This is a genomic window from Dyella acidiphila, assembly GCF_014863405.1.
GTDB lineage: Bacteria > Pseudomonadota > Gammaproteobacteria > Xanthomonadales > Rhodanobacteraceae > Dyella_B > Dyella_B acidiphila.
Genome location: NZ_JACZZA010000004.1, coordinates 167,608 through 189,989 on the forward strand (window position 1 = coordinate 167,608; position 22,382 = coordinate 189,989).

Below are 22,382 nucleotides of genomic sequence, written 5' to 3' on the forward strand. Positions count from 1 at the left end.
ACTTTTCCCCCAGCCGCGTTCATCCGGGCGCCGGGTAGGGCGCCCTATGATCCCTGAACCCCGCCTCTACCGGACGTTCCCACGTTGGACTTTCTGAGCCGAATTCGATCGATCGCCGGTGCCTGCTGGCCATGGCTACGCATTCCTTTCTGGATTTGTACCGGCCTGCTGTTTGGTTTCGTCCTGCCGTATTCGCTGATCATGAACAAGCGTGTGCAGGACCGCTTCAACGAACTGGTGTTCGCCGTGCCTACGCGCGTGTATTCGCAGCCGCTGCGGCTGGCGCCCGGTGTGCCGATGACGCCGGGCACGCTGGAAGTGGAGCTGACCTTCGCCGGCTATGTCACCGATGGCCACGGCGATGTGCCGGGCAGCTGGGCCAAGCGCGGCAGCACGTACTACGTTTCTTCGCGCGGCTACGCCGGTCCCGACGGCGGCGAATTACCCAAGCACATCCGCGTGGTGCTGGGTGCGGGCATGGTGCAGTCGGTGACCGACCTGGCCAGCGAAAAGCCATTGCAGGAAGCGCATCTGGATCCGGCGCGCATCGCCACGGTGTACGGCGCCAAGCAGGAAGACCGCAGCATCGTGCAGCTCAGCGACGTGCCGCCGCTGCTGGTCAGTGGTTTGCAGGCGGTGGAAGACCGCGACTTCAAACATCATATCGGCGTGGATTTCACCGCCATCCTGCGTGCCGCCTTTGCCGACCTGCGCGCCGGACACACCGTGCAGGGCGCTTCCACGCTGACCCAGCAGCTGGTGCGCAATCTGTTTCTCAGCCGCGACCAGACCATGGGGCGCAAGTTGAACGAAGCGCTGATGTCGATCCTGCTGGAAATGCATTACGACAAGTCGCGCATTCTCGACGCCTACATCAACGAGGTCTTTCTGGGTCAGCAGGGCAATCAGGCGGTGCGCGGTTTCGCGGCGGCGTCGGAGTTTTATTTCGGGCGCCGCCTGGAATATCTGCGCCCGCAGGAGATCGCCATGCTGGTCGGCCTGGTGAAGGGGCCGAGTCAGTTCGATCCGCGCCGTTTTCCTGATCGCGCGCTGGCCCGGCGCAACCTGGTGCTCGATCAATTCGCCAGTACCGGCCTGCTGACACAGGAGCAGGTGCGCGCCGCACAGGGCACGCCGCTGGGCGTGATCACCGACGGCCAGCTGCCGCATGACCGCTTCCCGGCCTTCATGCAGCTGGTGCGCGCACAGATCACCAACGACTTCGACGAAGACACCTTGCGCCAGGGCAACCTGTCGATCTTCACCACGCTCGATCCCGCTACGCAGCTGTATACCGAGCAGGCTATCGACACCACCATCAAGGGCCTGGGCAAGCGCGGCGACGATACCCAGGCGGCTGCGGTGATCACCGATTCGAAAACCGGCAGCGTGCTGGCGGTAGTCGGCAGCAAGGTCGCCGGCGACCAGGGCTTCAACCGCGCGCTGGATGCGCAACGGCCGATCGGTTCCACCATCAAGCCGTTCGTGTATCTGGTGGCGCTGACCCAGCCGGGCCGCTGGAACCTGGCCACCCAGCTGGACGATTCGCCGATCAGCATGCGCCAGCCCGACGGTACGCCGTGGACGCCGCATAACGACGACAACCAGAGCCACGGCATGGTGCCGATGGTCGATGCGCTGGCCTATTCCTGGAACCTGGCCACCATCCACATGGGCCTGGAAGTGGGCGTGCCGCGAATCAAGGCGTTCCTGGATTCGTTCGGGCTGACCTCGATCCAGCCGGGCCCGTCGCTGCTGATCGGCGCGATCGACCTGGCGCCGGTGCAGGTGGCGCAGCTTTATCAATATCTGGCTTCCGATGGCCATGCGCTGCCCTTGCTGGCGGTCAGCGGCGTCATGGACGGCAGCGGCCATACCATCAAGCGCTATGAAGTGCAGAGCGGGCAGGGCGAATACCAGCCGGCGGTGCGACTGGTGACCTGGGCCATGCAGCAAGTGGCGATTTACGGCACTGCGCACACGCTGGCCGAGTCCAGCCTGGCCGCGCTGCATGTGGCCGGCAAGACCGGCACCAGCAACGAGCTGCGCGACAGCTGGTTCGCCGGCTTCACCGGCGACCGCCTGGGCGTGTTCTGGATGGGCCGCGACGACAACAAGCCCAGCCACCTGTTCGGCGCCACCGGTGCGCTGCGCGCCTGGCAGGAGCTGTTCCGCAAGCTGCCCACCACGCCGCTCTCGGCTGCGCCGGGCGAGGGGCTGGAAATGGCCTGGATCAACCCGTCCGACGGCCGCCGCAGCGACCCCGGCTGCGAGGGCGCCAAGCAGGTGCCGGTGATCGCCGGCTCGCTGTCCAGCGATTCGGAGGGGTGTTTCTGGCAAAAGGTAGGTAATCTGTTCGGCTCCGGGTCCAGCGCTTCGACGCCCGCCGGTGCCACGCCCGCTAACAACTGAGAACGCCCATGCTGTCCCGTCCGCTTCGTGTCCTTCCGCTTGTGCCTGCCGTTGTCGCGGGCGTATTGCTTGCCGCATGCAGCCAGCCGGCGCCCGAAGCGCCCCGGCCTACGGGCAAATCCAATGCCGCGATGGTGGCCGAGATCCAGGCTGCCGGGCAGCGCGACAAATCGGTGATCAACGTGCACCCGCTGGTCGATCCGGGTGTCACGTCGCTGCAGGAAGGTGCACGCAATGACGAGCGCAACGGTCAGTTCGATGCTGCTGCGGCGAAGCTGGAGATGGCGCTCAAGCGCGTGCCCGATTCGCCGGACGTGCTGCAGGATCGCGCCGAACTGGCGGTCTATATGAGCAATTACGACCTGGCTGCGAAACTGGCGCAGCAATCCTGGTCGCTCGGTTCCAAACAGGGCCCGCTGTGCGCGCGCAACTGGCAGACCATGGTCGAGTTGCGCCAGCGCGTGAACGACACTGCCGGCGTCGCGGCGGCCAGCAAGAGTGTCGAAGATTGCCGCGAAGCCGGCATCCAGCGCTTCTGATCTATGCCTGTCTCGCCACGGATCGGGCTGGTCGGCAGCCAGGGCGCGTACGGGCGCTGGCTACGTCGTTTTTTCGAGCAGCGCATGGGGCTGCAGGTATGGGGCCGCGATCCGGTCGGTGACACCGCGCTTTCCGAGCGTGCACTGCTGGAAGAAGTCGATGTGCTGGTGTTCTGCGCACCGATCCGCCAGACCCCCGAGGTAATCCGTCATTACGCCGACATCGCGGCCGGCATCGAGCGTGGCCAGCTGTGGCTGGATATCACCTCGATCAAGGCTGCGCCGGTGGCGGCGATGCTCAGTTCGCAGGCTGAAGTGGTGGGTCTGCATCCGATGAGCGCCGCGCCGAAGTCGGCCACCTTGCGCGGGCGCGCGATGGTGGTGTGCGAGGCGCGACTGGATGCCTGGCGTCCGTGGCTGGAAGCATTCCTTGCTGCCAGCGAAGCCGATTGCGTGCGTGCCGAAGCCGAACAGCACGATCGTGTGATGGCGCTGGTGCAGGGCATGGTGCATGCCTCGCATATGGTGCAGGGTGCGGTACTGCGCGAGCTGGCGCCGGATGTCGGCGGACTGGATGCGATCCGTCCGTTCGCGTCGGTCGGCTATGAGCTGGATATGGCGGTGATGCGGCGCATGCTGGCGAGCAACCCGGCGATTTATCAGGACATCCAGTTCGACAATCCGCATGTGGCGCCGATGCTGGAACGCATGTCGGCGCAGCTGGACAAACTGTGTGACCTGGTCTGGCGCGGCGACAACGTGGCGCGCGACCAGCTGCGCGAGCAGTTGCTGGAACGCAGCCGCGACTATGCCGGCAAGCAATCGGTGGCCGAAGGCAGCTATGCCTTCGAACGCCTCGGCTATCTGCTGGCGGATTTGCGCGAGCCGCGTTTCATCAGCGTGTTCCTGCCGCTGGATCGGCCCGGTTCGCTACGCGCCTTGTTGTCGGTGTTCGAACAGCGCGGCATCAATCTCGATTCGATCCATTCCTCGCGCAGTGCGGACGGCGAATTGCTGTTCCGCATCGGCGTGAGTCGCGATGGCGATGCCACGGCATTGCAGGATGCGGTGCGCGCGATCGAGGCGGAAGGTATTGGCCGTGTACTGGAAGCGTCTGGCATCGCTTGATGAAGTGGCTTCATCATCCCTTGCCGTGATTTCGGCGCAGGCCCGAATCCATCGCGGCCTTTGCGCAAGGGTGAACATGGATTCCGGGCTGCGCCGGAATAAGGGTGTGGGACGGTGCGCCTGTTTCCCGGAATCCGCCCCTGCGCGATACTCGCCCGATGACCGACCCCGATGACATCGACGCCCTGCTCGGCGCCGAAGGCCCGTTCGCCCGCGAATTGCCCAACTTCGCTCCGCGCCCCGCTCAGCAGGCGATGGCCAGGGCGGTGCAGCACGCCATTGCCGAAGGCGAAACGCTGATTGCCGAAGCGGGTACCGGTACCGGCAAAACCTACGCTTATCTGGTGCCGGCTTTGTTGTCGGGCGAGCGCGTGATCGTATCCACCGGTACCAAGGCGCTGCAGGACCAGCTGTTTTTCCGCGATCTGCCCAAGGTGCGTTCGGTGCTTGGTGCGCGCCTGAAAACCGCGCTGCTGAAAGGGCGCGCCAACTATCTGTGCCTTTATCGCCTCGACCAGACAGTGCGCGAAGGCGCGAGTTTCGATCGGCGACAGGCGACGCAGCTGGCGGCGATTCGCGCGTGGTCGGCGCGCACACGGCGCGGCGATCGCATGGAGCTGGCCGAAGTGCCGGAAGATTCGCCGCTGTGGCTGCGCGTGACCTCCACGCCGGAAAATTGCCTCGGCGTGGAATGTCCGTTCTACGACGATTGCCATGTGGTGGCGGCGCGCCGCGATGCGCAGGAAGCGGATCTGGTGGTGGTCAATCATCATTTGTTGTTCGCCGATCTGGCCTTGAAGCAGGAAGGCTTCGGCGAAATTCTGCCGGGTGCGAATGCCTTCATCCTCGATGAAGCGCATCAGATTCCGGAGCTGGCGGGACAATTTTTTTCGCAAAGCCTCAGCGCGCGCCAGCTTACCGAACTGGCCCAGGACGCACTGGCCGAATGCAATGGCATTACCGGTGCGATCGGCCTGCTGCTCGAACCCGTCGAAGCATTGCAGGAAGCGGTGCGCAAACTGCGCCTGGCGCTGGAGCCGCTGCCGATACGCGGACCCTTCCACGAACTGCTCAAGCGCGAGGGTGTGCCGGCATCGCTGCATGACCTGGTCGAATTGCTGGCCGTGCTCACCGATCTACTGGCTTCGCAGGCGGAGCGCTCGCGCGGTTTCATGAATGTGCATGAGCGTGCGGCGAGCCTCACCGAGCGCCTCGACCGCATTCTCGAACAACATTCCGAGCATGACGTGCGCTGGTACGAACTGTTTCCGCGCGGCTTCGCCCTGCACGCCACGCCACTCGATCTGGCGGCGCCGCTGCGCGCGATGCGCGAGCGCACCCATGCCGCGTGGATCCATACGTCGGCGACCTTGTCGGTGGCCGGCCATTTCGATCACTTTGCACGCCAGCTCGGCCTGGACGATCCGCAGACCATCAGCCTGGAAAGTCCGTTCGACTATCCGCGCCAGGCGTTGTGCTACCTGCCCGACGGGTTGCCCGATCCGGCCGCGCGCGATTACACCGAGCGCGTGATCGATGCAGTGATGCCGGTGCTGGAGGCATCGAACGGCCGTGCCTTCTTGCTGTTTACCTCGCATCGCGCCCTGCGCCGCGCCGCGGAATTGCTGGTCGATCGGGTGCCGTGGCCCTTGTTCGTGCAGGGCAGCGCGCCGCGGCATCAGTTGCTCGAGGAGTTCCGCGCCAGCGGCCATGGTGTGTTGCTCGGCGCCGCCAGTTTCTGGGAAGGGGTGGATGTTGCCGGCGAGGCTTTGTCGGTGGTGGTGATCGACAAGCTGCCGTTTGCCGCGCCGGACGATCCGGTGCTGCAGGCGCGGCTGGAAGCATTGGAGCAAGCGGGCGTCAATCCGTTCATGGGCTGGCAGGTGCCCAGCGCGGTGATCGCGCTGAAGCAGGGCGCGGGCCGGCTCATCCGCGACGTGCACGATCGCGGTGTGCTGGTGTTGTGCGATCCGCGCCTTAGCAGCAAGGGCTATGGCAAGTTGTTTCTGGCCAGCCTGCCGCCGATGCCGCGTACGCGGGAACTGGCGCAGGTGCGTGCCTTCTTTGCGCAGGCCCCGGAGGTGAGGGACACCTCCGGCGCCGAGCCGCGTGATAGTTTCCCGGCAGCGGGGCCGTAGGCCGTGCATACGTATTCAGGCGGACAGGTTTAGGGCGCGCACGCAGAATCGCCTCTCACTTCACATCATCATGCGGGGAGCATGATCGCTATGAATCTCAATACACCTACATCGGCGGGCGCTGCGCAGGGGGATGGCGAGCGCGCCACGGCACGCGTGGTGCTGATAGCCGCGGCCGCCGCCATCGGCGGTTTCCTGTTCGGCTTCGATACGGCGGTGATCAACGGCGCCGTGGATGCGGTGCGCATGAGCTTCGGGCTCGGCGTGGCGCAGATCGGCCTGGCAGTGTCCTGCGCCTTGCTCGGTTCGGCGCTGGGCGCATGGTACGCCGGCCAGCTGGCCGATCGCCTGGGGCGCGTGCGCACCATGCAGGTAGCCGCCTTGTTCCTGGTGCTGAGCGCGCAGGGGGCGGGGCTGGCGCACAACGTCTGGCATCTGGTGGTGTGGCGGGTGGTCGGCGGCATCGGCGTGGGCGTGGCCTCGGTGATTGCGCCCGCGTATATCGCGGAAGTATCGCCCGCCAATGTGCGCGGGCGGCTGGGCTCGATGCAGCAGCTGGCGATCGTGCTGGGCATCTTCGTGGCGCTGCTTAGCGATGCATGGCTGGCGAGCACGGCCGGCGGCGAGTCCCATCTGCTTTGGCTGGGCCTGGAGGCGTGGCGCTGGATGTTCCTGGTCGCCACCGTACCGGCACTGATCTACGGCGTAATGGTGCTGGGCGTGCCGGAATCGCCGCGTTATCTGGTGGCGCGCGGACGTCCTGCTGAAGCGAAGACCGTGCTGGCCAAGGTGCTGGGCATGCACAGCGACGCCGCCCTGGACGCCAAGATCAACGACATCACGCACAGCTTGCGGGTGGAGTACCGGCCGACGCTGCGCGACCTGCGCAGTCCGAGCGGGGGCCTGCTGCCGATCGTGTGGACGGGCATTTTGCTGTCGGTGTTCCAGCAGTTCGTCGGCATCAATGTGATTTTTTATTACTCCAAAACGCTGTGGCATTCGGTCGGCTTCAGCGATGCGGATTCGTTCACCATCTCCGTCGCCACGTCCATTCTCAACGTGCTGGTGACGCTGGTGGCGATCGCGCTGGTCGACCGGATCGGTCGCAAGCCGCTGCTGCTGATCGGTTCGGCCGGCATGACGATAACCCTGGGCCTGATGGCGCTGTGTTTTTCGCAAGCGGCGGGCAGCGGCGCCAACCTGAGCCTGCCGGCGCCGTGGGGCATGATTGCGCTGGTCGCGGCCAATGCCTACGTAGTGTGCTTCGGCCTGAGCTGGGGCCCGATGGTGTGGGTGCTATTGGGCGAAATGTTCCCCAACAGCATTCGCGCGATTGCACTGGCGGTGGCAGCTGCGGCGCAGTGGATTGCCAACTTCGCCATTACCAGCACCTTCCCGTGGCTGGCGGAAGTCGGGCTGGCCTTCGCCTACGGCCTGTATGCCTTGTTCGCCCTGATCTCGCTGTTGTTCGTGATGCGTGCGGTGCGCGAGACACGTGGCATCGAGCTGGAAGATATGCACGCCTGACGCATCGCTGCATGAAACGGGCACGCTTCAGTGCCCGTTTCAAACGTGCAGCATTAACGCGCTCGCCGGCAAGCATTAACACCTGATGCAAGCAGATCACGCGGACATCACCCGCGTGAGCGCACATGTGCGCGCTGCATCCGCAACTGGCGGATGCGCGGGGGAATGCCTCACATATCTGCGGAGGGCGGTATGCGACACATGGCAGTCTGGTTCACCCTTTTTGCGTCGATGCTGGCACTGGCCGTGCCGGCGGCAGCGCAAACGCTTCCGGGTACATCCACCTCGATTCCCACGCCTGACGGCTATCAGCTGCAGGCCTATGTGGCGGTGCCATCGGGCAGCGGTCCGTTTCCGCTGGTGGTGATGCCTTCCAGCTGGGGCGAGAACTACACCGAATACGTGGGCGAGGCGAATGCGCTGGCCGGCGATGGCTATGTGGTGATCAGCTACAGCTCGCGCGGCTTCGGCACGCTATGCGGACTGAATCCGCACTGCGGCTACATCGATATCGACGGCCCGCTGACCATCGGCGATGTAAGCACGGTGATCGACTGGGCGCTGAGCAATACGCCCTCCAATCCGCAGGCGATCGGTGTCTCCGGCATTTCCTATGGCGCCGGTACCAGCCTGCTGGCGGCGGAGCACGATACACGCATCAAGGCGGTGGCCTCGATGAGTACCTGGGCGGATCTGGTTGCATCGCTCGATGCCAACCAGACACCGAGCCAGCAGGGCATCGGCTTGCTTTCGTTCGCCAGCTATCTGGGCAAGCCGGGCGCATTGATGGCGCAGGTCAATACCGACGTACTGGCCGATAACTTTGCCGGCGCGGTACAGGCAGTGCAGAACGATCCGAATACGCCAGGGCGCTCACCTATCAACGCGGTGGCGCAACTCAATGCGAACGGTACGGCGGTGTTCGTGGCCAATGCCTACGAGGACAGCTTGTTCGTGCCCAGCCAGCTGATCAACTTCTACAACCAGCTGACGGTGCCGAAGAGGATGATGTTTTCGCACGGCGATCACACCACTGCCGAGCTGGCGGGTGCGTTCGGTTTTCCCAACGAGATCTATAGCGCGGTGAATGCCTGGTTCGATCATTACCTCAAGGGTGTCGACAATGGCATCGACACGCAGCCACCGGTGCAGCTGAAATCGCAGACCGGCACGTGGAGCACGTTCGCCGATTGGAATGCGGTGCAGCAGGGCGCGGTGACTTACCAGCTGACCAAGCCGGTGTCCTGCGGTCTGCTTTATCAATGCACCGGAAGTCTCAGCACAGGCACCGGCGGCGGCTGGCAATACGGCATTACCGGCGGCTATCTCACTGCGGCGACCACCGGCGTGGCTTTTGTCAGCGGCGCCTTGACCGGTTACCTGGATCTGCCGCCTTCGGTGGCACTGTCGCTGGTCAATCGCTGGAATGCCGGCGTGTGGGTGAGTCCGGCGGCGACGCAGGCGCAGAGCCTGATGGGCATGCCGGCCTTGCAGCTCACCGTTACGCCGACCAGCAATCGGCTGACTCTGATTGCCTATCTCTACGATATCAATGCTTCGGGCATCGGCCAGTTGATCACCTGGAAGCCGTATACGCTCAACAATGCAGCCGTGGGCGTGTCGCAGACGATCGGCATCCAGCTCGAAGCCACCGACTGGCAGATGAAGCAGGGCGATCAGCTGGCGCTGGTGATCGGCACCAATGATCTGCGCTATGCGGGGGTGACGCCGTTGAACAGCGATGTGACTTTCAGCGCATCGACCGCCGTGCCTTCGACCTTGACGGTTTCGTTCCACTGAACCTGACGCGTTGCGCTTGCGTGACGCTGTTCGCTGCCTCACCGTCATTCCGGCCTGCGCCGGAATGACGGTGAGGCGATATGGCAGGCGGAAAGCCGACGTCAGCTGCCGCGCAAGATCCGGCTGTACGCGTGCACCTCGTCCACCAGCACCTTCACATGCTCCGGATCCACTTCGGGCGTTATACCGTGCCCGAGGTTGAACACATGGCCCGGATGCTTGCCGTAGCTGTCGAGCACCCGCCGTACTTCGCGTCGAATGATGTCCGGCTGCGCACGCAGTACCGCCGGATCCAGGTTGCCCTGCAGCGCGACCTTGCCGTCCACTGCCCGGCGCGCATCGGCCAGATCGATGGTCCAGTCCACGCCGAGCGCCGCGCAGCCGGTATCGGCCATGGCTGCGAGATGCGCATGGGCGCCCTTGGAAAACAGGATGATCGGCAGCTCGCGCGCGTGCGGATCGGCCTTCAGCGCATCGACTGCCTGCGCCATATAACGCAGCGAGAATTCACGGTACGCAGCCGGACCGAGCATGCCGCCCCAGGTATCGAACACCATCAGCACCTGTGCGCCTGCGGCGGCCTGGGCGCTCAGATAAGCCGCCACCGAGCGCGCCAGCGTATCGAGCAGCTGGTGCGCGGTGGCCGGTTCGTTCCAGCACATCGCTTTGGCGGTGGCGAAATCGCGCGAGCCTTCGCCTTCCACCATGTAGCAGGCCAGCGTCCACGGGCTGCCGGAAAAACCGATCAGCGGCACGCTGCCGTCGAGTTCGCGGCGAATCACGCGCACGGCGTCCATCACGTAGCGCAGTTCGGTTTCCATATCCGGCACGCCGAGCCGCGCGACATCGGCGCGGCTGCGCACGGGACGCGCAAATTGCGGGCCTTCGCCTTGTGCGAACGACAGGCCCAGGCCCATCGCATCCGGAATGGTGAGGATGTCGGAGAACAGAATCGCCGCATCCAGCTCGAAGCGGCGCAACGGCTGCAGCGTTACCTCGCAGGCCAGTTCCGGGTTCTGCGCCAGCGCCATGAAGCTGCCGGCCTTGGCGCGGGTGGCGCGGTATTCGGGCAGGTAGCGGCCGGCCTGGCGCATCACCCAGACGGGTGTGGTGTCGACGGGCTCGCGGCGCAGCGCGCGCAGCAAGCGGTCATTCTTCAACGGGGTTGGCATGGTTTATCGGCGTCCGTACGGGCCATCCAGCCCTTGGGCAAACATCACGCGAAAGCCGCGCTTGAGCTGGGTGTCGCGCAATTTTTCGAAGGCGGCGATGGCCTCGTCGCGTTCCAGATACTGGTCGCGCTTGAGCGTGGCGCGGCCGCCCTGGATGCCGGACTCGCGATACAGCGTCCAGCCGCCCAGCAGATCCTGCTCCAGCACGATCTGGACATAGCGCGGCGGCTCGGCCGAGGCAGGCATGGTTTGCAGATAGAGGCGCATGGCGTCCTGTAAGGCGATGCGGCCATGCCGCAGGCTGGTCATTCTAGAGGCGGGACGACTTGCTAGCGAGGGTGCGGTGATTTTCTCCCTCCCCTGCGTAGGCAGGGGAGGGCCGGGGTGGGGTTGCACGAGCTTGCGGCAAGTGTGTGGGCTTCACCCCACCCCAACCCTCCCCTACTTCACGTAGGGGAGGGAGCAGATTGAGCTTGGATTGAAGATTACGGATGCACGATTCAATTGGTTGCCTCGCGCAGCACCGCAAGCACGTCTGCTTCGTTCACGCCGGTCACGATTTCCGCCTGCCCGATCCCGCGCCACAGGATCAGCCGCAGGGTGCCGGCGGTGTTCTTCTTGTCCAGCCGCATCAATCCCAGCAACTGCTCCGGATCGAAGCCGGCCGGCACCGCGGTGGGCAGGCCGGCCGCCTGCAGTAGCTGCGTCAGGCGTGCGCTGTCTTCAGCCCCGCTCATGCCCAGGCGCTCGGACAGGCGTGCGGCCAGCAGCATGCCTACCGCCACGCCTTCGCCGTGCAGCAGGGTGGTGTAGCGTCCCGCCGTTTCCAGAGCGTGGCCGAAGGTATGGCCGAGATTGAGCAGGGCGCGTTCGCCTTGTTCGGTTTCGTCGCGGGCGACCACGCCGGCCTTGTAGCGCACCTTGGTGGCGATGGCCTGCACCAGCGCGGTTTCGTCGCGACGCTGCAAGGCATCGGCATGCGCTTCCAGCCAGGCGAAGAACGCGGTATCGCCGATTGCGGCACCCTTGATCACCTCGGCCAGGCCGGCGCGATATTCGCGCTCGGGCAGGCTGTCGAGCGTGCCGATGTCGGCGATCACTGCGCGTGGCTGGTGGAAGGCGCCGACCAGGTTCTTGCCGGCCGGAAGATTCACGCCGGTCTTGCCGCCGACCGAGGAATCGACCATCGACAGCAAGGTGGTGGGCATCTGGATAAAGTCGATGCCGCGCATCCAGCAGGCCGCGGTGAAGCCGGCCAGATCGCCGACCACACCGCCGCCCAGCGCAATCACGCAGGCATCGCGGGTGGCGCCGAGCGTAGCCAGCGCCTGTAGGGCGTGGCCGACGTTGGCGAAACTCTTGTGCGCTTCGCCATCGTCGAGCAGGAAGGACGACCACTGCAGCCCGTCGAGCCCGCGCGCTACGCGTTCCAGATACAACGGCGCAACGGTGTGGTTGCTGATCACCAGTACATGCCGCCCGCGCAGTGCGGCGCGCCAGCGGGCGTGGTCGTCGAGCAGGCCGCGGCCGATCCATACCGGATAGCTGCGTGCGCCGAGGGTGACGTCGATGGTTTCAGGTGCAACGGTGCGCGTCATGCTGCTTGCCGGTTCCAGTGGTGATCGATCAGCGCCATGCAGCGCTCGATGGTGATGGTGAGGTTTTCCTGCTCGCCGCCGTGCGGGATCGCCAGGTCGGCGATCTCTTCGTACAGCGCGGTGCGGGTCGCGGCCATGGCTTCCAGCCTGGGCTCGCGATCGGTGTCGGCGAGCAGGGGGCGGGTGGTGTCGTGTGCAAGGCGCTGCAACTGCAGCGGCACGCTGGCCTGCAGCCAGACCACATAGCCGCGCTCGGCCAGGTGGCGGCGATTGAGCGGATCGAGCACGGCACCGGCGCCGCTGGCCAGCAGCACGCCCGGATGCCGGCTGCAGGTATCGAGCACAGCCTGTTCGCGCAGGCGGAAGCCGGCCTCGCCTTCGATCTCGAAAATGGTGCTCACCGGCACCCCCATCACGCGCTCGATTTCCTGGTCCAGATCGAGAAACGGCAGGCCGTAGCGCGCTGCCAGCTGGCGGCCGATCGAGGTCTTGCCGGCGCCTGTCGGGCCGATCAGGAACAGGTTGCGCGAAGGATTCATGCGCCGATTTTAGTATGCCGCGGCGGGTTTCAGGCAGTTGCCGTCTGCGTGTTGCGGGCTTGCGCGGATAAAATGCGCAGATATTGGCCCGGAGCTGGATGGATGGCTGAACGACTATTGCTGGCCGGATGCGGCGACCTGGGCCTGCGCGTGGCGCCGTTGCTGGTGGCTGCCGGGCATGAAGTGTTTGCCCTGCGCCGCAGCCCGCCGGCAGCGCAGCGCGATGGCATCCGCTGGCTGCAAGGGGATCTGACCCGGCCGGAATCCCTTGCGCAGTTGCCGGGCGGCGTGACTCAGTTGGTTTATCTGCCCACGCCGGCCGGGCGCGAAGAACAGGCGTACCGCGCGATTTTCCTCGATGGCCTGCGCCACGTGCTGCAGGCGTTGCAGGCATCGCTGCTGCAGCGCGTGCTGTTCGTATCGTCCAGCGCGGTGTATGGCGAGCACGGCGATGCCTGGGTGGACGAGGACACGCCGCCCGCGCCGCCTGGATTCAATGGCCGGGTATTGCTGGAGGCGGAGCATTGGCTGGCCGCCCAGCCGGTGCGCAGCGTGGTGCTGCGTCTGGCTGGGTTGTATGGCCCCGACCGCATGCAGCTGGTCGAGCGGATCAGGGCGGGAAACGCGTGCGCACCACGGCAGCCGCTGCATTGGGCCAATCGCATGCATGTGGACGATGCGGCGGCCGCGATCGTGCATCTGCTTGCGCTGGCGGATCCGCGCGATGCGTATATCGGTGCGGACGATACGCCGCTGCCGCTGCACGAGCTCTACCGCAGCGTGGCCGCGCTGATCGGTGCGCCGGTGCCGCCGGAGGGTCCTGCACCTGCTGCCGTCGGCAGCAAGCGGCTGAGCAATGCGCGTCTGCGTGACAGCGGTTTCAGCCTGCGCTGGCCGGATTCGCGCGCCGGCTACGCCGCGCTGTTGCGCTGAAGCGGACGCGGCACGTTTCGCGCAACACCGTTACGAAGATTTATCTTCTGGCGACGGTGTCGCGTCGCCGGTATTGCGCATGTCCTTCAGCACCAGCTGCGAATCCATGCCGTATTTGATCAGGTCGGCATCCCGGCGGATGCCGAGTCGCCGCATCGCACTCATTTTTTGCGTGCTGATGGTCTGCTTGCTGCGGTGCAGGCGGTCGGCGATTTCGCTTACCGTCAGACCCGATACATACAGGCGGATCACTTCCAGTTCGCGGTTGGTCAGGTTTTTGGTGAGTGGTTCGGAAGGATCGTCGTCATTGTTGTGCATCCGCATGATCGCTTCGATCGTAGGCGAATAGAAACGCTTGCCGGACAGGGCGGCGTAGAGGGCGCCGGCTACATAGGCGAGCGAGTCGGACTTGCTGAGGATGCAGCCGACACCTTGTGCCGCCAGGCAGCGGATCACGCCGGGGTTGCTCATCATGGTGACGGCGATGACATGCGTCTTGGGATAGCGCCGCCGCAGGTAGCCGAACAGCGAAATGCCGTCGCCATGCACGCCGCCGGGCATGGCGTAGTCGGAAACGACCACGTCGACGGGCTGGCGCAGCAGCATTTCCACCAGTTCGGTGGAGTTTTGCGCGGCGCCGACAATGGTGACGCCGGGCTGCTTTTCCAGCTCGTAGGTGAGGCCGGAGAGCAGCAGGGGATGATCGTCGGCGATCGCGATCCGCAATGGACGGCCGTAAATATGCCGTGGGTCCACAACCGTTTTATCTGGGGGCAATTTCATGGGTACGACGTTCCGCTGCAATGGGGATGTCCTCCATGACACGCGACCAAGGCGATTGGACCGCTGCGCCGCATCGGGAGGCGGCTGGCAGTCGGCGTAGTCCTTCGATGACGCTTCGTTTCCGCGCTTGGATCTGTTCCGCCGCGCGCATTGCGAAACATATGTCAGGAATGAACCAATGTCCGAGTTGATAGAGGAAATTTGAATATGGATCGGTAGTGCGTGATCACGGTTTCGAATGTGATCGAAGGGATTATCGGAATGCCTGCCGGGACGGCCAATCGTTCTATTCTTAATTTGCGCGGCTTTGGCGAGGCAGCAGGGCATCGCCAGAGCGATCCGGCGACGGTATGAAACGGCTCGTCGGCAAGGGCTGCGCGCGAACTGGCGGCAGCGGCAGGTGGACCTAGCTATGGTTGAGGCCGGTTACCTGATGGTGGGTGTCGTATTCGACACAGGTATCGGCCAGCACCGGCAGGGTGGCCAGCGCATGGCGGCTGAGCCGTTCGAAATGGGCGAGAAAACGCTTCATTGCCGCGGCGTCCATGGCCAGCGGCGCACCTCGGGCCAGCAATTCCTTTTCGGTTTCGCTGCGCCAGCTGCGCACCACTTCCCAGTTCGGCGCCTGCAGCACGATCAGTGCATCGAGCTTGCGCCACAAGGGCTGATAGGCGCGCAATTGCTTGTTGACCCAATGCCGCCAGCGTCCGTCCGGATCTTCCGTGCGTTCCAGTTCGTTGACCGGTTCGTCCAGCGCGCTTTCGAGCTGGGGGCGCAGGCCCAGCGCCCAGCCTTCGACGATCACCAGCCGGGGCGGCCGGATCACCCGCGGCCAGCGTGAAGGCGGGGTGCGCGTGTCGCGGCCCTTGTCGAAGCGCGGCCAGGTGACCGGCAGCTTGTCGGAGGCGTGGGGCAGCGCCGCCAGCACCGATAGCAGCAGCTCGATCTCGTGCGTGCCCGGGACGCCGCGCGTGCGCAGCAGCGGATGCACTTGGTGGGCCAGCAGCTCGCGTTCGCTGCGCGAGTAGTAGAAGTCGTCCAGCGCCAGCACTTCGGTCGGCCAGCCGCGCTGCTCGGCCTGGGCCTTGATGACCCGGGCCAGAGTGCTCTTGCCGCTGCCCTGCAGGCCGGAGAGACCGAGCACGTACGGCCGGTGGGTCCGCGCGATGCGGCCGGCGTAATGATCGAGCAGGTGCCCGGCGAGGGCCTGATTCTGCGTGCTAGCATCCTCCTTCATCGCTTCATGATGACCTGCATGCGCCACGATTCAAGCCCTTATGCTGAAACCTGAGATTCTTGACACTTTCAATACATTGCTCGATCAGGCCGTTGCCAGCGGCGATCCTGAGCCGACCGCCATGAACCTGTCCAGTGTCGACGCGGCCGGACGGGTCAGCGCGCGCATTGTGCTGCTCAAAGGCGCGGACCAGCGCGGCTTCCGCTTCTTCACCAATTACCAGAGCGACAAGGGCGTGCAGCTGGAGGCGCATCCGCAGGTGGCACTGTGCTTCCATTGGAAGCGTCTGCGCGAAGGGGTGCAGGTACGGGTCGAAGGCCTGGCGCGCAAGTTGCCGGAAGCGGAATCCAATAGCTACTTCGTCAGTCGTCCGCGCGGTAGCCAGATCGGCGCCTGGGCCTCGCTGCAATCGCAGACCCTGCCGGCGCGCGAAACCTTCGAGCAGCGCGTGGCGCACTACGAGCAGCAATTCGCCGGCCAGGATGTGCCGCGTCCGCCGCATTGGGGCGGCTACGTGGTGGAGCCGGACATGATCGAGTTCTGGTACGGCGCCAATTTCCGGCTGCACGAGCGCGTGCGCTGGGACCGTCACGGCCAGACCTGGACCAGCAGACTCTTGTATCCCTGAGGAGTATGCGATGAGCCGCGCCACGCCTGCCGAACATGTCGCACAGCATGGCTTTACGGTGCATACCCGCGGCCGCGGCTTCAGCGAGATTACCGACAAGGTGGCCGAACTGGTCGCCAGCAGCGGCGTGCACACCGGCATCGCCCATGTCTTCACCGCACATACCAGCTGCTCGCTGCTGATCAGCGAAAATGCCGATCCGGCGGTGCGCGCCGACCTGGAGCGCTGGTTTGCCCGCGCCGTGCCGGATGGCGACCGGATCTTCCAGCACGATGCGGAAGGTCCCGACGACATGCCTTCCCATGTGCGCGCCATTCTCACCGGCGTGAGCCTGACCATTCCCGTGCATGGCGGCAAGCCGCAGCTGGGTGCCTGGCAGGGCATCTATCTGTGGGAACACCGGGTGGATCCGCACCAGCGCAAGGTCACCGTGACGGTGTTCGGGCATTGAACTGCGCCTAACTTCTTTAGCACTTCAGCATGAAAGCCAACGATTCCTTTCCCCAGCGCATTGTCTGCCTTACCGAAGAACCGACCGAAGTGCTGTATGCCCTGGGCGAGCAGGATCGCATCGTGGGCATTTCCGGTTTCACCGTGCGGCCGCCGCGGGCGCGCAAGGAAAAGCCCAAGGTCTCGGCCTTCACCAGCGCCAAGCTGGATGAAATTCTGGCCCTGCAGCCGGACCTGGTGATCGGCTTTTCCGATATCCAGGCCGATATCGCGCGCGAACTGATCCGCGCCGGCATCGAGGTGTGGATCAGCAATCACCGCAGCGTGGCCGGCATCCTCGCGTATGTGCGGCGGCTCGGTGCGATGGTCGGCGCCTATGAGCAGGCCGAGCAGTACGCGCAGCGCGCCGAAGCGCATCTGGAACAGGTGCGTGCTGCAGCGGCACAGTGGCCGCGGCGGCCCAAGGTGTATTTCGAAGAGTGGGACGAGCCGATCATCACCGGCATCCGTTGGGTTGCGGAGCTGATCGGCATTGCCGGCGGCGAGGATGTATTCCCCGAGCACTCGCGCGAGTCGCTCGCCAAGCATCGCATTCTTGCCGACGGTGGCGAGGTAGTGCGGCGGGCGCCGGACATCATCCTCGGCTCATGGTGCGGCAAGCGCTTCCGACCGGAAAAAGTGGCAGCGCGCCCCGGTTGGGAGCAGATCCCGGCAGTGCGCAACGGTGATCTGCATGAGATCAAGTCGCCGATCATCCTGCAGCCCGGACCGGCCGCGCTGTTCGACGGGCTGGATGCGATCCATGCGGTGCTCGCGGCGTGGGCGGCCCGTCAGCACTGAGCCGATCGGCAGCCTCTAACCGTGCCGCGGCAGGCACGGTTGCGCCACGTGTTGCAACGCGTGGCTTTGCTGCGCATCTGGCGTGAACGTTGCCACCAGCGGCGGCGTCTGCAGATCGTTGCCGAGCTGAATCCAGCGCAGCGTCGCATGCGGCTGGCCCAGCGCGGCGGCCACGTCGGTAGCGGTATCGCGCTTGCCCACGGCCGTGGCGACACCGAACACGAACGCGCCTTCCTTGTCGCCACTGAACCAGCCGGCCACCTGGGTGGGTGCAAAGCGCTGCGCACCGACCTCGAACTGCGCGCTGGGCAGGGTCGCGGCTGGCGCGCGCGGCCCTTCGTAGGCATCGAATGGAAAGTCCGGTGCGGTATCCGCGCCGAGCATCAGCTGCAGCGAAAGCGCACCACCGGTTCCTTGCGTGCAGATCAAGGTGAACCAGGCCGGATGTTCGCCGCTGCCGGTAACGACCGTGCCGCGCAGCATCACCTGCGGCGGTTGCTGTGCCGCGGCCGGCATGGCGACGGTTGCCGCCAGCAGGCCGAGCAGCAGCGCAGGCTTGAACATCAGCCGCCGCGCACGAGTTCGGTGCCGAAATCGAGCAGCGGTGCGGCGATCAGCATGCGCGCCAGCAGCAACACGATCACCACCACGGTGGGCGAGAAATCGATGCTGCCCACCATCATCCTGCCGCGTACCGGCCGCAGCAGCGGCTCGGCCATGGCGCCGGCAAGCCGTACCACCGGCTGATAGGGATCGGCCGACAGCATGGTCAGCAACGACCAGCCGAAGATCACCACGATATAGAACAGCAGCACGAAGTCGAGCAGATCCGCCAGCGACAGCACCAGCAAGCCGGGCGCCCCGGGCAGGAAACCGGCGAGCAGGAAAATCACCAGCCGTTCCAGCAACAGACTCAGCCACACCACCAGCAGGGCGGCCAGATTGATGCGTCGCCAGTTCGGCAGCGCGCGGCGCACCGGCGCGAGCACCGGATTGGTGTAGCGGTAGATGAACTGGCTGAGCGGATTGTGGAAATCGGCCCGCGTGGCTTCGGCGGCCAGGCGGCACATGAACAGGGTGGCGATGGCGCCGAACGCCACCTGGATCAACATCGACAAGGCATTGAGCAAATAAGGCATGGGATTTCCTGAGAGTTATTCCTTGTCCAGCGCGGCGGCCAGTTCTTCGCCGCGCCGGGTTGCGGCAGCCACGGCACGCGCGACCACGCGCGGCAGCTGGTCGGCGCTGAAGCTCTCCAGCGCGGCCTGGGTGGTGCCGTTCGGCGAGGTCACGCGCTGGCGCAGGGTGGCGGGCGCCTCGTTGCTTTCCACCAGCATGCGTCCGGCGCCCAGGCAGGTCTGCGTGGCCAGGATGCGCGCGGTTTCGCGCGGCATGCCCTGCAGCACGGCGGCCTCTTCCAGCGCCTCGACAATGGCGAAGAAATAGGCCGGCCCGGAGCCGGAAACGGCGGTGACGGTATCCATCAGCTTTTCGTCGTCGATCCAGCGGGTGATGCCCACTGCATCCAGAATGTGTTGCGCCTGTTCGCGCTGCTGCGGCGTCACGCGCAGGTTGGCGCACAGGCCGGTGGCGCCGGCGCCGATCAGGGCCGGCGTGTTGGGCATGCAGCGCACGATCGGCAACAGATTGCCGAACCAGCGTTCCAACTGGTCGATGCGCACGCCGGCGGCGATCGAGATCAGCAGCGGACGGTTGCGCTGCAAGGTATCGCGCAGCTCGGCATGGATGGCCGGCATCACCTGCGGTTTCACTGCCAGCAGCAGCACGTCGGCGTCGGCCGCGGCCTGACGGTTGTCGGCGAAGGTAGGTACGCCGAAATCGCGGCCCAGGGATTCGCGCGCCTGCGCCATCGGCTCGGCCACGCGCAGGTTGGCGGCGGCTGCGCCGGTCTTGAGCAAGCCACCGATCAGGCTGCGTGCCATGTTGCCGCCGCCGATGAATGCAATACGGGTCATGTTGCGGTTGTCCGGGTCTTCAGAAGGCATACCTTACTGAAGGCGGCGTAGCGGGAACAGGGAACGGGGCATGGCGGTTCGCCCGCGAGACAGCCTGCTGCGGCCTGCAGCGGGTCTGTTACAAGCAAGCCAAGCCGAGGGCTGCCTCGCCCCGCATGTTCCCGGCTTTTAATGTGCTCACGCCCGCATTTAGGCGATTGAAAGGCTGGCTGTTTTACCGCTGCCCCGAGTAGTATCAGGCCGGCTGCACGGGATAGGGGGAGTGGCGGGGCAGATCGGCCCGCCTCCGCGCGTCCGTCCAAGATGACCTACCGTCGTCCTGTTTGTGGCTGAGCTTCCATCATTGACGATCGGTTGAGGGGATACATCCGATGGACATCGCCGAACTGCTTGCCTTCTCGGTGAAGAACAAGGCATCCGACTTGCACCTTTCGGCGGGCTTGCCGCCGATGATTCGCGTGGACGGCGACGTGCGCCGTATCAACATTCCGGCGCTCGAGCACAAGCAGGTGCATTCGCTGATCTACGACATCATGTCGGACAAGCAGCGCCGCGACTACGAAGAATTCTACGAGACCGACTTCTCCTTCGAGATTCCCGGCCTTGCCCGTTTCCGCGTCAACGCGTTCAACCAGAACCGCGGCTCGGGTGCGGTATTCCGTACCATTCCGTCCGAGGTGCTGACCCTGGACGACCTGGGTTGCCCGAAGATCTTCCGCGAGCTGATCGAGCAGCCGCAGGGCCTGATCCTGGTCACCGGCCCGACCGGCTCGGGCAAGTCCACCACGCTGGCGGCGATGGTCGACCACATCAACAAGAACGAATACGGCCACATCCTCACCATCGAGGATCCGATCGAATTCGTGCACACCTCGCAGAAGTGCCTGGTCAACCAGCGCGAAGTGCACCGCGACACGCACGGCTTCAACGAAGCCTTGCGCTCGGCGCTGCGCGAAGACCCGGACTTCATCCTGGTGGGCGAGCTGCGCGACCTGGAAACCATCCGCCTGGCGCTGACCGCGGCGGAAACCGGCCACTTGGTGTTCGGCACCCTGCATACCAGCTCGGCGGCCAAGACCATCGACCGCATCATCGACGTGTTCCCGGCCGGCGAAAAGCCGATGGTGCGCTCGATGCTGTCCGAATCGTTGCGCGCGGTGATTTCGCAGACACTGCTGAAGAAAGTCGGCGGCGGCCGTATGGCGGCGCACGAGATCATGGTGGGCATTCCCGCCATCCGCAACCTGATCCGCGAGGACAAGGTGGCGCAGATGTATTCCTCGATCCAGACCGGCCAGCAGTACGGCATGCAGACGCTGGACCAGAATCTGCTCGACCTGGTTAAGCGCGGTCAGATCGCGCGCCAGCAGGCGATCGGCTATGCGAAGAACAAGGAAGTGTTCAAGTAAGACAGGGTGGGGTGGTGTCCCCATCTTGATGCACGTCCTTAGGGGAGAGCGCCATGAGCGAATTTGATTTCACCTCATTCCTGAAACTGATGGTCCACAAGAAGGCCTCGGACCTGTTCATCACGGCCGGTGTGGCGCCCTCGATGAAGGTGCAGGGGCGCGTTGTGCCGATCACGCAGAGCCCGTTGTCGGCGCAGCAATCGCGCGACATGGTGATCAACGTGATGACGCCGGCACAGCGCGAGGAATTCGAAAAAACCCACGAATGCCAGTTCGCGATTTCCGCGCAGGGCGTGGGCCGTTTCCGTGTGTCGTGCTTCTACCAGCGCAATTGCGTGGGCATGGTGCTGCGCCGGATCGAATCGAAGATCCCCACCATCGAAGAACTGAGCCTGCCGCCGGTGATCAAGCAGCTGGCGATGACCAAGCGCGGCATCATCATCTTCGTCGGCGCGACCGGTACCGGTAAGTCCACCTCGCTGGCGGCGATGGTCGGCTACCGCAACCAGAACTCCACCGGCCACATCATTACCATCGAAGACCCGATCGAATACGTGCACAAGCACGAGGGCTGCATCATCACCCAGCGCGAGCTGGGCATCGATACGGACAGCTGGGAAAACGCGCTGAAGAACACCCTGCGCCAGGCACCCGACGTGATCCTGATCGGCGAAGTGCGTACGCGCGAGACGATGGAATACGCGATCAACTTCGCCGAAACCGGCCACTTGTGTCTGTGCACCCTGCACGCCAACAACGCCAACCAGGCGATCGACCGCATCCTGCACTTCTTCCCGGAAGACCGGCGCCAGCAGTTGTTCATGGACTTGTCGCTGAACCTCAAGGGCATCGTGGCGCAGCAGCTGATTCCCACGCCCGACGGCAAGGCCCGGCGCGTGGCGATGGAAGTGATGCTGGGCACGCCGCTGGTGCAGGACTACATCCGCCAGGGCGAGATCCACAAGCTCAAGGAAGTGATGAAGGAGTCCACCAACTTAGGCATGATGACCTTCGACCAGAGCCTGGTGACGCTCTACCAGGCCGGCGAGATCAGCTACGAAGATGCGCTGCGCCACGCCGACAGTTCCAACGAAGTGCGCCTGCGCATCAAGCTGTCGCAGGGTGGCGATGCGCATACCTTGTCGCAGGGCCTGGAAGGCGTGGAACTGGAAGAGGATCGCACCAATCAGAACGGGGCCGGCAACGGGTTTCTGCGCCGTTAGAGCAAACAGGCGCAGTACTGCAGATTGACCTGATCATCTGCCACCCCTCA

22 protein-coding genes are annotated in these 22,382 nt (G+C 64.8%); 13 read left to right on the forward strand and 9 right to left on the reverse strand.

The features are described from left to right. Nucleotides 1–84: 84 nt before the first annotated feature. The 6 genes from mrcB to IGX34_RS09050 all read left to right on the forward strand — a co-directional run bounded on the left by mrcB (nucleotide 85) and on the right by IGX34_RS09050 (nucleotide 9,544). Nucleotides 85–2,412, forward strand: a complete 2,328-nt coding sequence (gene mrcB, locus IGX34_RS09025) for a penicillin-binding protein 1B (protein WP_192555390.1) — start codon at nucleotides 85–87, stop codon at nucleotides 2,410–2,412. Between the two features lie 41 nt (nucleotides 2,413–2,453). Beyond that, entirely contained in the window at nucleotides 2,454–2,951 is a 498-nt protein-coding gene (locus IGX34_RS09030; RefSeq protein WP_338015442.1) for a tetratricopeptide repeat protein, read from the forward strand. 3 nt (nucleotides 2,952–2,954) lie between these two features. Further along, the gene (locus IGX34_RS09035; protein ID WP_192555392.1) at nucleotides 2,955–4,079 is read left to right on the forward strand and encodes a prephenate dehydrogenase; all 1,125 of its coding nucleotides are present in this window, start codon (nucleotides 2,955–2,957) and stop codon (nucleotides 4,077–4,079) included. Between the two features lie 158 nt (nucleotides 4,080–4,237). Continuing rightward, nucleotides 4,238–6,217, forward strand: a complete 1,980-nt coding sequence (yoaA, locus tag IGX34_RS09040; RefSeq protein WP_192555393.1) for a DNA repair helicase YoaA — start codon at nucleotides 4,238–4,240, stop codon at nucleotides 6,215–6,217. 90 nt (nucleotides 6,218–6,307) lie between these two features. Beyond that, nucleotides 6,308–7,744 carry a sugar porter family MFS transporter gene (locus IGX34_RS09045; protein ID WP_192555504.1) on the forward strand — a complete coding sequence of 479 codons (1,437 nt, stop codon included), beginning with the start codon at nucleotides 6,308–6,310 and terminating at the stop codon, nucleotides 7,742–7,744. Nucleotides 7,745–7,945: 201 nt separating this feature from the next. Then, nucleotides 7,946–9,544 (forward strand): alpha/beta fold hydrolase, encoded by a 1,599-nt coding sequence (locus tag IGX34_RS09050; RefSeq protein ID WP_225737337.1) that lies wholly within the window; start codon nucleotides 7,946–7,948, stop codon nucleotides 9,542–9,544. Between the two features lie 101 nt (nucleotides 9,545–9,645). On the opposite strand, the gene hemE is transcribed toward IGX34_RS09050, so the two are convergent. The 4 genes from hemE to IGX34_RS09070 form a co-directional block, all read right to left on the reverse strand. Further along, entirely contained in the window at nucleotides 9,646–10,716 is a 1,071-nt protein-coding gene (hemE, locus tag IGX34_RS09055) for a uroporphyrinogen decarboxylase (protein ID WP_192555394.1), read from the reverse strand. A gap of 3 nt (nucleotides 10,717–10,719) precedes the next feature. Then, nucleotides 10,720–10,983, reverse strand: a complete 264-nt coding sequence (locus tag IGX34_RS09060) for a WGR domain-containing protein (protein WP_192555395.1) — start codon at nucleotides 10,981–10,983, stop codon at nucleotides 10,720–10,722. Nucleotides 10,984–11,216: 233 nt separating this feature from the next. Then, nucleotides 11,217–12,314 (reverse strand): 3-dehydroquinate synthase, encoded by a 1,098-nt coding sequence (gene aroB, locus IGX34_RS09065; protein WP_192555396.1) that lies wholly within the window; start codon nucleotides 12,312–12,314, stop codon nucleotides 11,217–11,219. Further along, entirely contained in the window at nucleotides 12,311–12,853 is a 543-nt protein-coding gene (locus IGX34_RS09070; protein ID WP_192555397.1) for a shikimate kinase, read from the reverse strand. Before IGX34_RS09070 ends, aroB begins: the two co-directional genes overlap by 4 nt. Nucleotides 12,854–12,955: 102 nt before the next feature. Between IGX34_RS09070 and IGX34_RS09075 the strand changes: the two genes are divergently transcribed. Next, the gene (locus IGX34_RS09075) at nucleotides 12,956–13,786 is read left to right on the forward strand and encodes an NAD-dependent epimerase/dehydratase family protein (protein ID WP_192555398.1); all 831 of its coding nucleotides are present in this window, start codon (nucleotides 12,956–12,958) and stop codon (nucleotides 13,784–13,786) included. Between the two features lie 30 nt (nucleotides 13,787–13,816). On the opposite strand, the gene IGX34_RS09080 is transcribed toward IGX34_RS09075, so the two are convergent. Beyond that, nucleotides 13,817–14,569, reverse strand: coding sequence for a response regulator (locus IGX34_RS09080; RefSeq protein ID WP_192555399.1), 753 nt, complete (start codon nucleotides 14,567–14,569; stop codon nucleotides 13,817–13,819). A 222-nt stretch (nucleotides 14,570–14,791) separates the two neighbouring features. Here IGX34_RS09080 and IGX34_RS22345 point away from each other — a divergent pair, with 222 nt between their 5' ends. After that, the gene (locus IGX34_RS22345) at nucleotides 14,792–14,923 is read left to right on the forward strand and encodes a hypothetical protein (RefSeq protein WP_274380820.1); all 132 of its coding nucleotides are present in this window, start codon (nucleotides 14,792–14,794) and stop codon (nucleotides 14,921–14,923) included. Between the two features lie 52 nt (nucleotides 14,924–14,975). Here IGX34_RS22345 and IGX34_RS09085 read toward each other — a convergent pair whose 3' ends face one another. Beyond that, a complete protein-coding gene (locus tag IGX34_RS09085; RefSeq protein ID WP_192555400.1) occupies nucleotides 14,976–15,806 on the reverse strand; it encodes a kinase in 831 nt (276 codons plus the stop codon). A gap of 40 nt (nucleotides 15,807–15,846) precedes the next feature. On the opposite strand from IGX34_RS09085, the gene pdxH reads away from it, so the two are divergent. The 3 genes from pdxH to IGX34_RS09100 are packed head-to-tail and all read left to right on the forward strand — an operon-like array spanning nucleotide 15,847 to nucleotide 17,724. Further along, nucleotides 15,847–16,434 carry a pyridoxamine 5'-phosphate oxidase gene (pdxH, locus tag IGX34_RS09090; protein WP_192555401.1) on the forward strand — a complete coding sequence of 196 codons (588 nt, stop codon included), beginning with the start codon at nucleotides 15,847–15,849 and terminating at the stop codon, nucleotides 16,432–16,434. Nucleotides 16,435–16,444: 10 nt separating this feature from the next. Further along, nucleotides 16,445–16,885 (forward strand): secondary thiamine-phosphate synthase enzyme YjbQ, encoded by a 441-nt coding sequence (locus IGX34_RS09095; RefSeq protein WP_192555402.1) that lies wholly within the window; start codon nucleotides 16,445–16,447, stop codon nucleotides 16,883–16,885. Nucleotides 16,886–16,914: 29 nt separating this feature from the next. Then, nucleotides 16,915–17,724: a cobalamin-binding protein gene (locus IGX34_RS09100; protein WP_192555403.1), complete on the forward strand. Its 810-nt coding sequence runs from the start codon at nucleotides 16,915–16,917 to the stop codon at nucleotides 17,722–17,724. Nucleotides 17,725–17,739: 15 nt separating this feature from the next. On the opposite strand, the gene IGX34_RS09105 is transcribed toward IGX34_RS09100, so the two are convergent. The 3 genes from IGX34_RS09105 to proC are packed head-to-tail and all read right to left on the reverse strand — an operon-like array spanning nucleotide 17,740 to nucleotide 19,700. Then, nucleotides 17,740–18,288 (reverse strand): hypothetical protein, encoded by a 549-nt coding sequence (locus IGX34_RS09105; RefSeq protein WP_192555404.1) that lies wholly within the window; start codon nucleotides 18,286–18,288, stop codon nucleotides 17,740–17,742. Further along, complete coding sequence (locus IGX34_RS09110) at nucleotides 18,288–18,863, reverse strand: YggT family protein (RefSeq protein WP_192555405.1); 576 nt, start codon at nucleotides 18,861–18,863, stop codon at nucleotides 18,288–18,290. Before IGX34_RS09110 ends, IGX34_RS09105 begins: the two co-directional genes overlap by 1 nt. 15 nt (nucleotides 18,864–18,878) lie before the next feature. Beyond that, complete coding sequence (proC, locus tag IGX34_RS09115) at nucleotides 18,879–19,700, reverse strand: pyrroline-5-carboxylate reductase (RefSeq protein ID WP_192555406.1); 822 nt, start codon at nucleotides 19,698–19,700, stop codon at nucleotides 18,879–18,881. A gap of 371 nt (nucleotides 19,701–20,071) precedes the next feature. On the opposite strand from proC, the gene IGX34_RS09120 reads away from it, so the two are divergent. Then, nucleotides 20,072–21,109 (forward strand): type IV pilus twitching motility protein PilT, encoded by a 1,038-nt coding sequence (locus IGX34_RS09120; RefSeq protein ID WP_192555407.1) that lies wholly within the window; start codon nucleotides 20,072–20,074, stop codon nucleotides 21,107–21,109. Between the two features lie 53 nt (nucleotides 21,110–21,162). Then, a complete protein-coding gene (locus IGX34_RS09125; protein WP_192555408.1) occupies nucleotides 21,163–22,332 on the forward strand; it encodes a PilT/PilU family type 4a pilus ATPase in 1,170 nt (389 codons plus the stop codon). Nucleotides 22,333–22,382: the final 50 nt, after the last annotated feature.

Bases quoted from the DNA above. Each gene is read 5' to 3' on its own strand.
- IGX34_RS09035 (WP_192555392.1), top strand. From the start codon at position 2,955: ATGCCTGTCTCGCCACGGATCGGGCTGGTCGGCAGCCAGGGCGCGTAC.
- yoaA (WP_192555393.1), top strand. From the start codon at position 4,238: ATGACCGACCCCGATGACATCGACGCCCTGCTCGGCGCCGAAGGCCCG.
- IGX34_RS09045 (WP_192555504.1), top strand. From the start codon at position 6,308: ATGAATCTCAATACACCTACATCGGCGGGCGCTGCGCAGGGGGATGGC.
- IGX34_RS09050 (WP_225737337.1), top strand. From the start codon at position 7,946: ATGGCAGTCTGGTTCACCCTTTTTGCGTCGATGCTGGCACTGGCCGTG.
- hemE (WP_192555394.1), bottom strand. From the start codon at position 10,716: ATGCCAACCCCGTTGAAGAATGACCGCTTGCTGCGCGCGCTGCGCCGC.
- IGX34_RS09060 (WP_192555395.1), bottom strand. From the start codon at position 10,983: ATGCGCCTCTATCTGCAAACCATGCCTGCCTCGGCCGAGCCGCCGCGC.
- aroB (WP_192555396.1), bottom strand. From the start codon at position 12,314: ATGACGCGCACCGTTGCACCTGAAACCATCGACGTCACCCTCGGCGCA.
- IGX34_RS09070 (WP_192555397.1), bottom strand. From the start codon at position 12,853: ATGAATCCTTCGCGCAACCTGTTCCTGATCGGCCCGACAGGCGCCGGC.
- IGX34_RS09075 (WP_192555398.1), top strand. From the start codon at position 12,956: ATGGCTGAACGACTATTGCTGGCCGGATGCGGCGACCTGGGCCTGCGC.
- IGX34_RS09080 (WP_192555399.1), bottom strand. From the start codon at position 14,569: ATGAAATTGCCCCCAGATAAAACGGTTGTGGACCCACGGCATATTTAC.
- IGX34_RS09085 (WP_192555400.1), bottom strand. From the start codon at position 15,806: ATGAAGGAGGATGCTAGCACGCAGAATCAGGCCCTCGCCGGGCACCTG.
- pdxH (WP_192555401.1), top strand. From the start codon at position 15,847: ATGCTGAAACCTGAGATTCTTGACACTTTCAATACATTGCTCGATCAG.
- IGX34_RS09095 (WP_192555402.1), top strand. From the start codon at position 16,445: ATGAGCCGCGCCACGCCTGCCGAACATGTCGCACAGCATGGCTTTACG.
- IGX34_RS09100 (WP_192555403.1), top strand. From the start codon at position 16,915: ATGAAAGCCAACGATTCCTTTCCCCAGCGCATTGTCTGCCTTACCGAA.
- IGX34_RS09105 (WP_192555404.1), bottom strand. From the start codon at position 18,288: ATGTTCAAGCCTGCGCTGCTGCTCGGCCTGCTGGCGGCAACCGTCGCC.
- IGX34_RS09110 (WP_192555405.1), bottom strand. From the start codon at position 18,863: ATGCCTTATTTGCTCAATGCCTTGTCGATGTTGATCCAGGTGGCGTTC.
- proC (WP_192555406.1), bottom strand. From the start codon at position 19,700: ATGACCCGTATTGCATTCATCGGCGGCGGCAACATGGCACGCAGCCTG.
- IGX34_RS09120 (WP_192555407.1), top strand. From the start codon at position 20,072: ATGGACATCGCCGAACTGCTTGCCTTCTCGGTGAAGAACAAGGCATCC.
- IGX34_RS09125 (WP_192555408.1), top strand. From the start codon at position 21,163: ATGAGCGAATTTGATTTCACCTCATTCCTGAAACTGATGGTCCACAAG.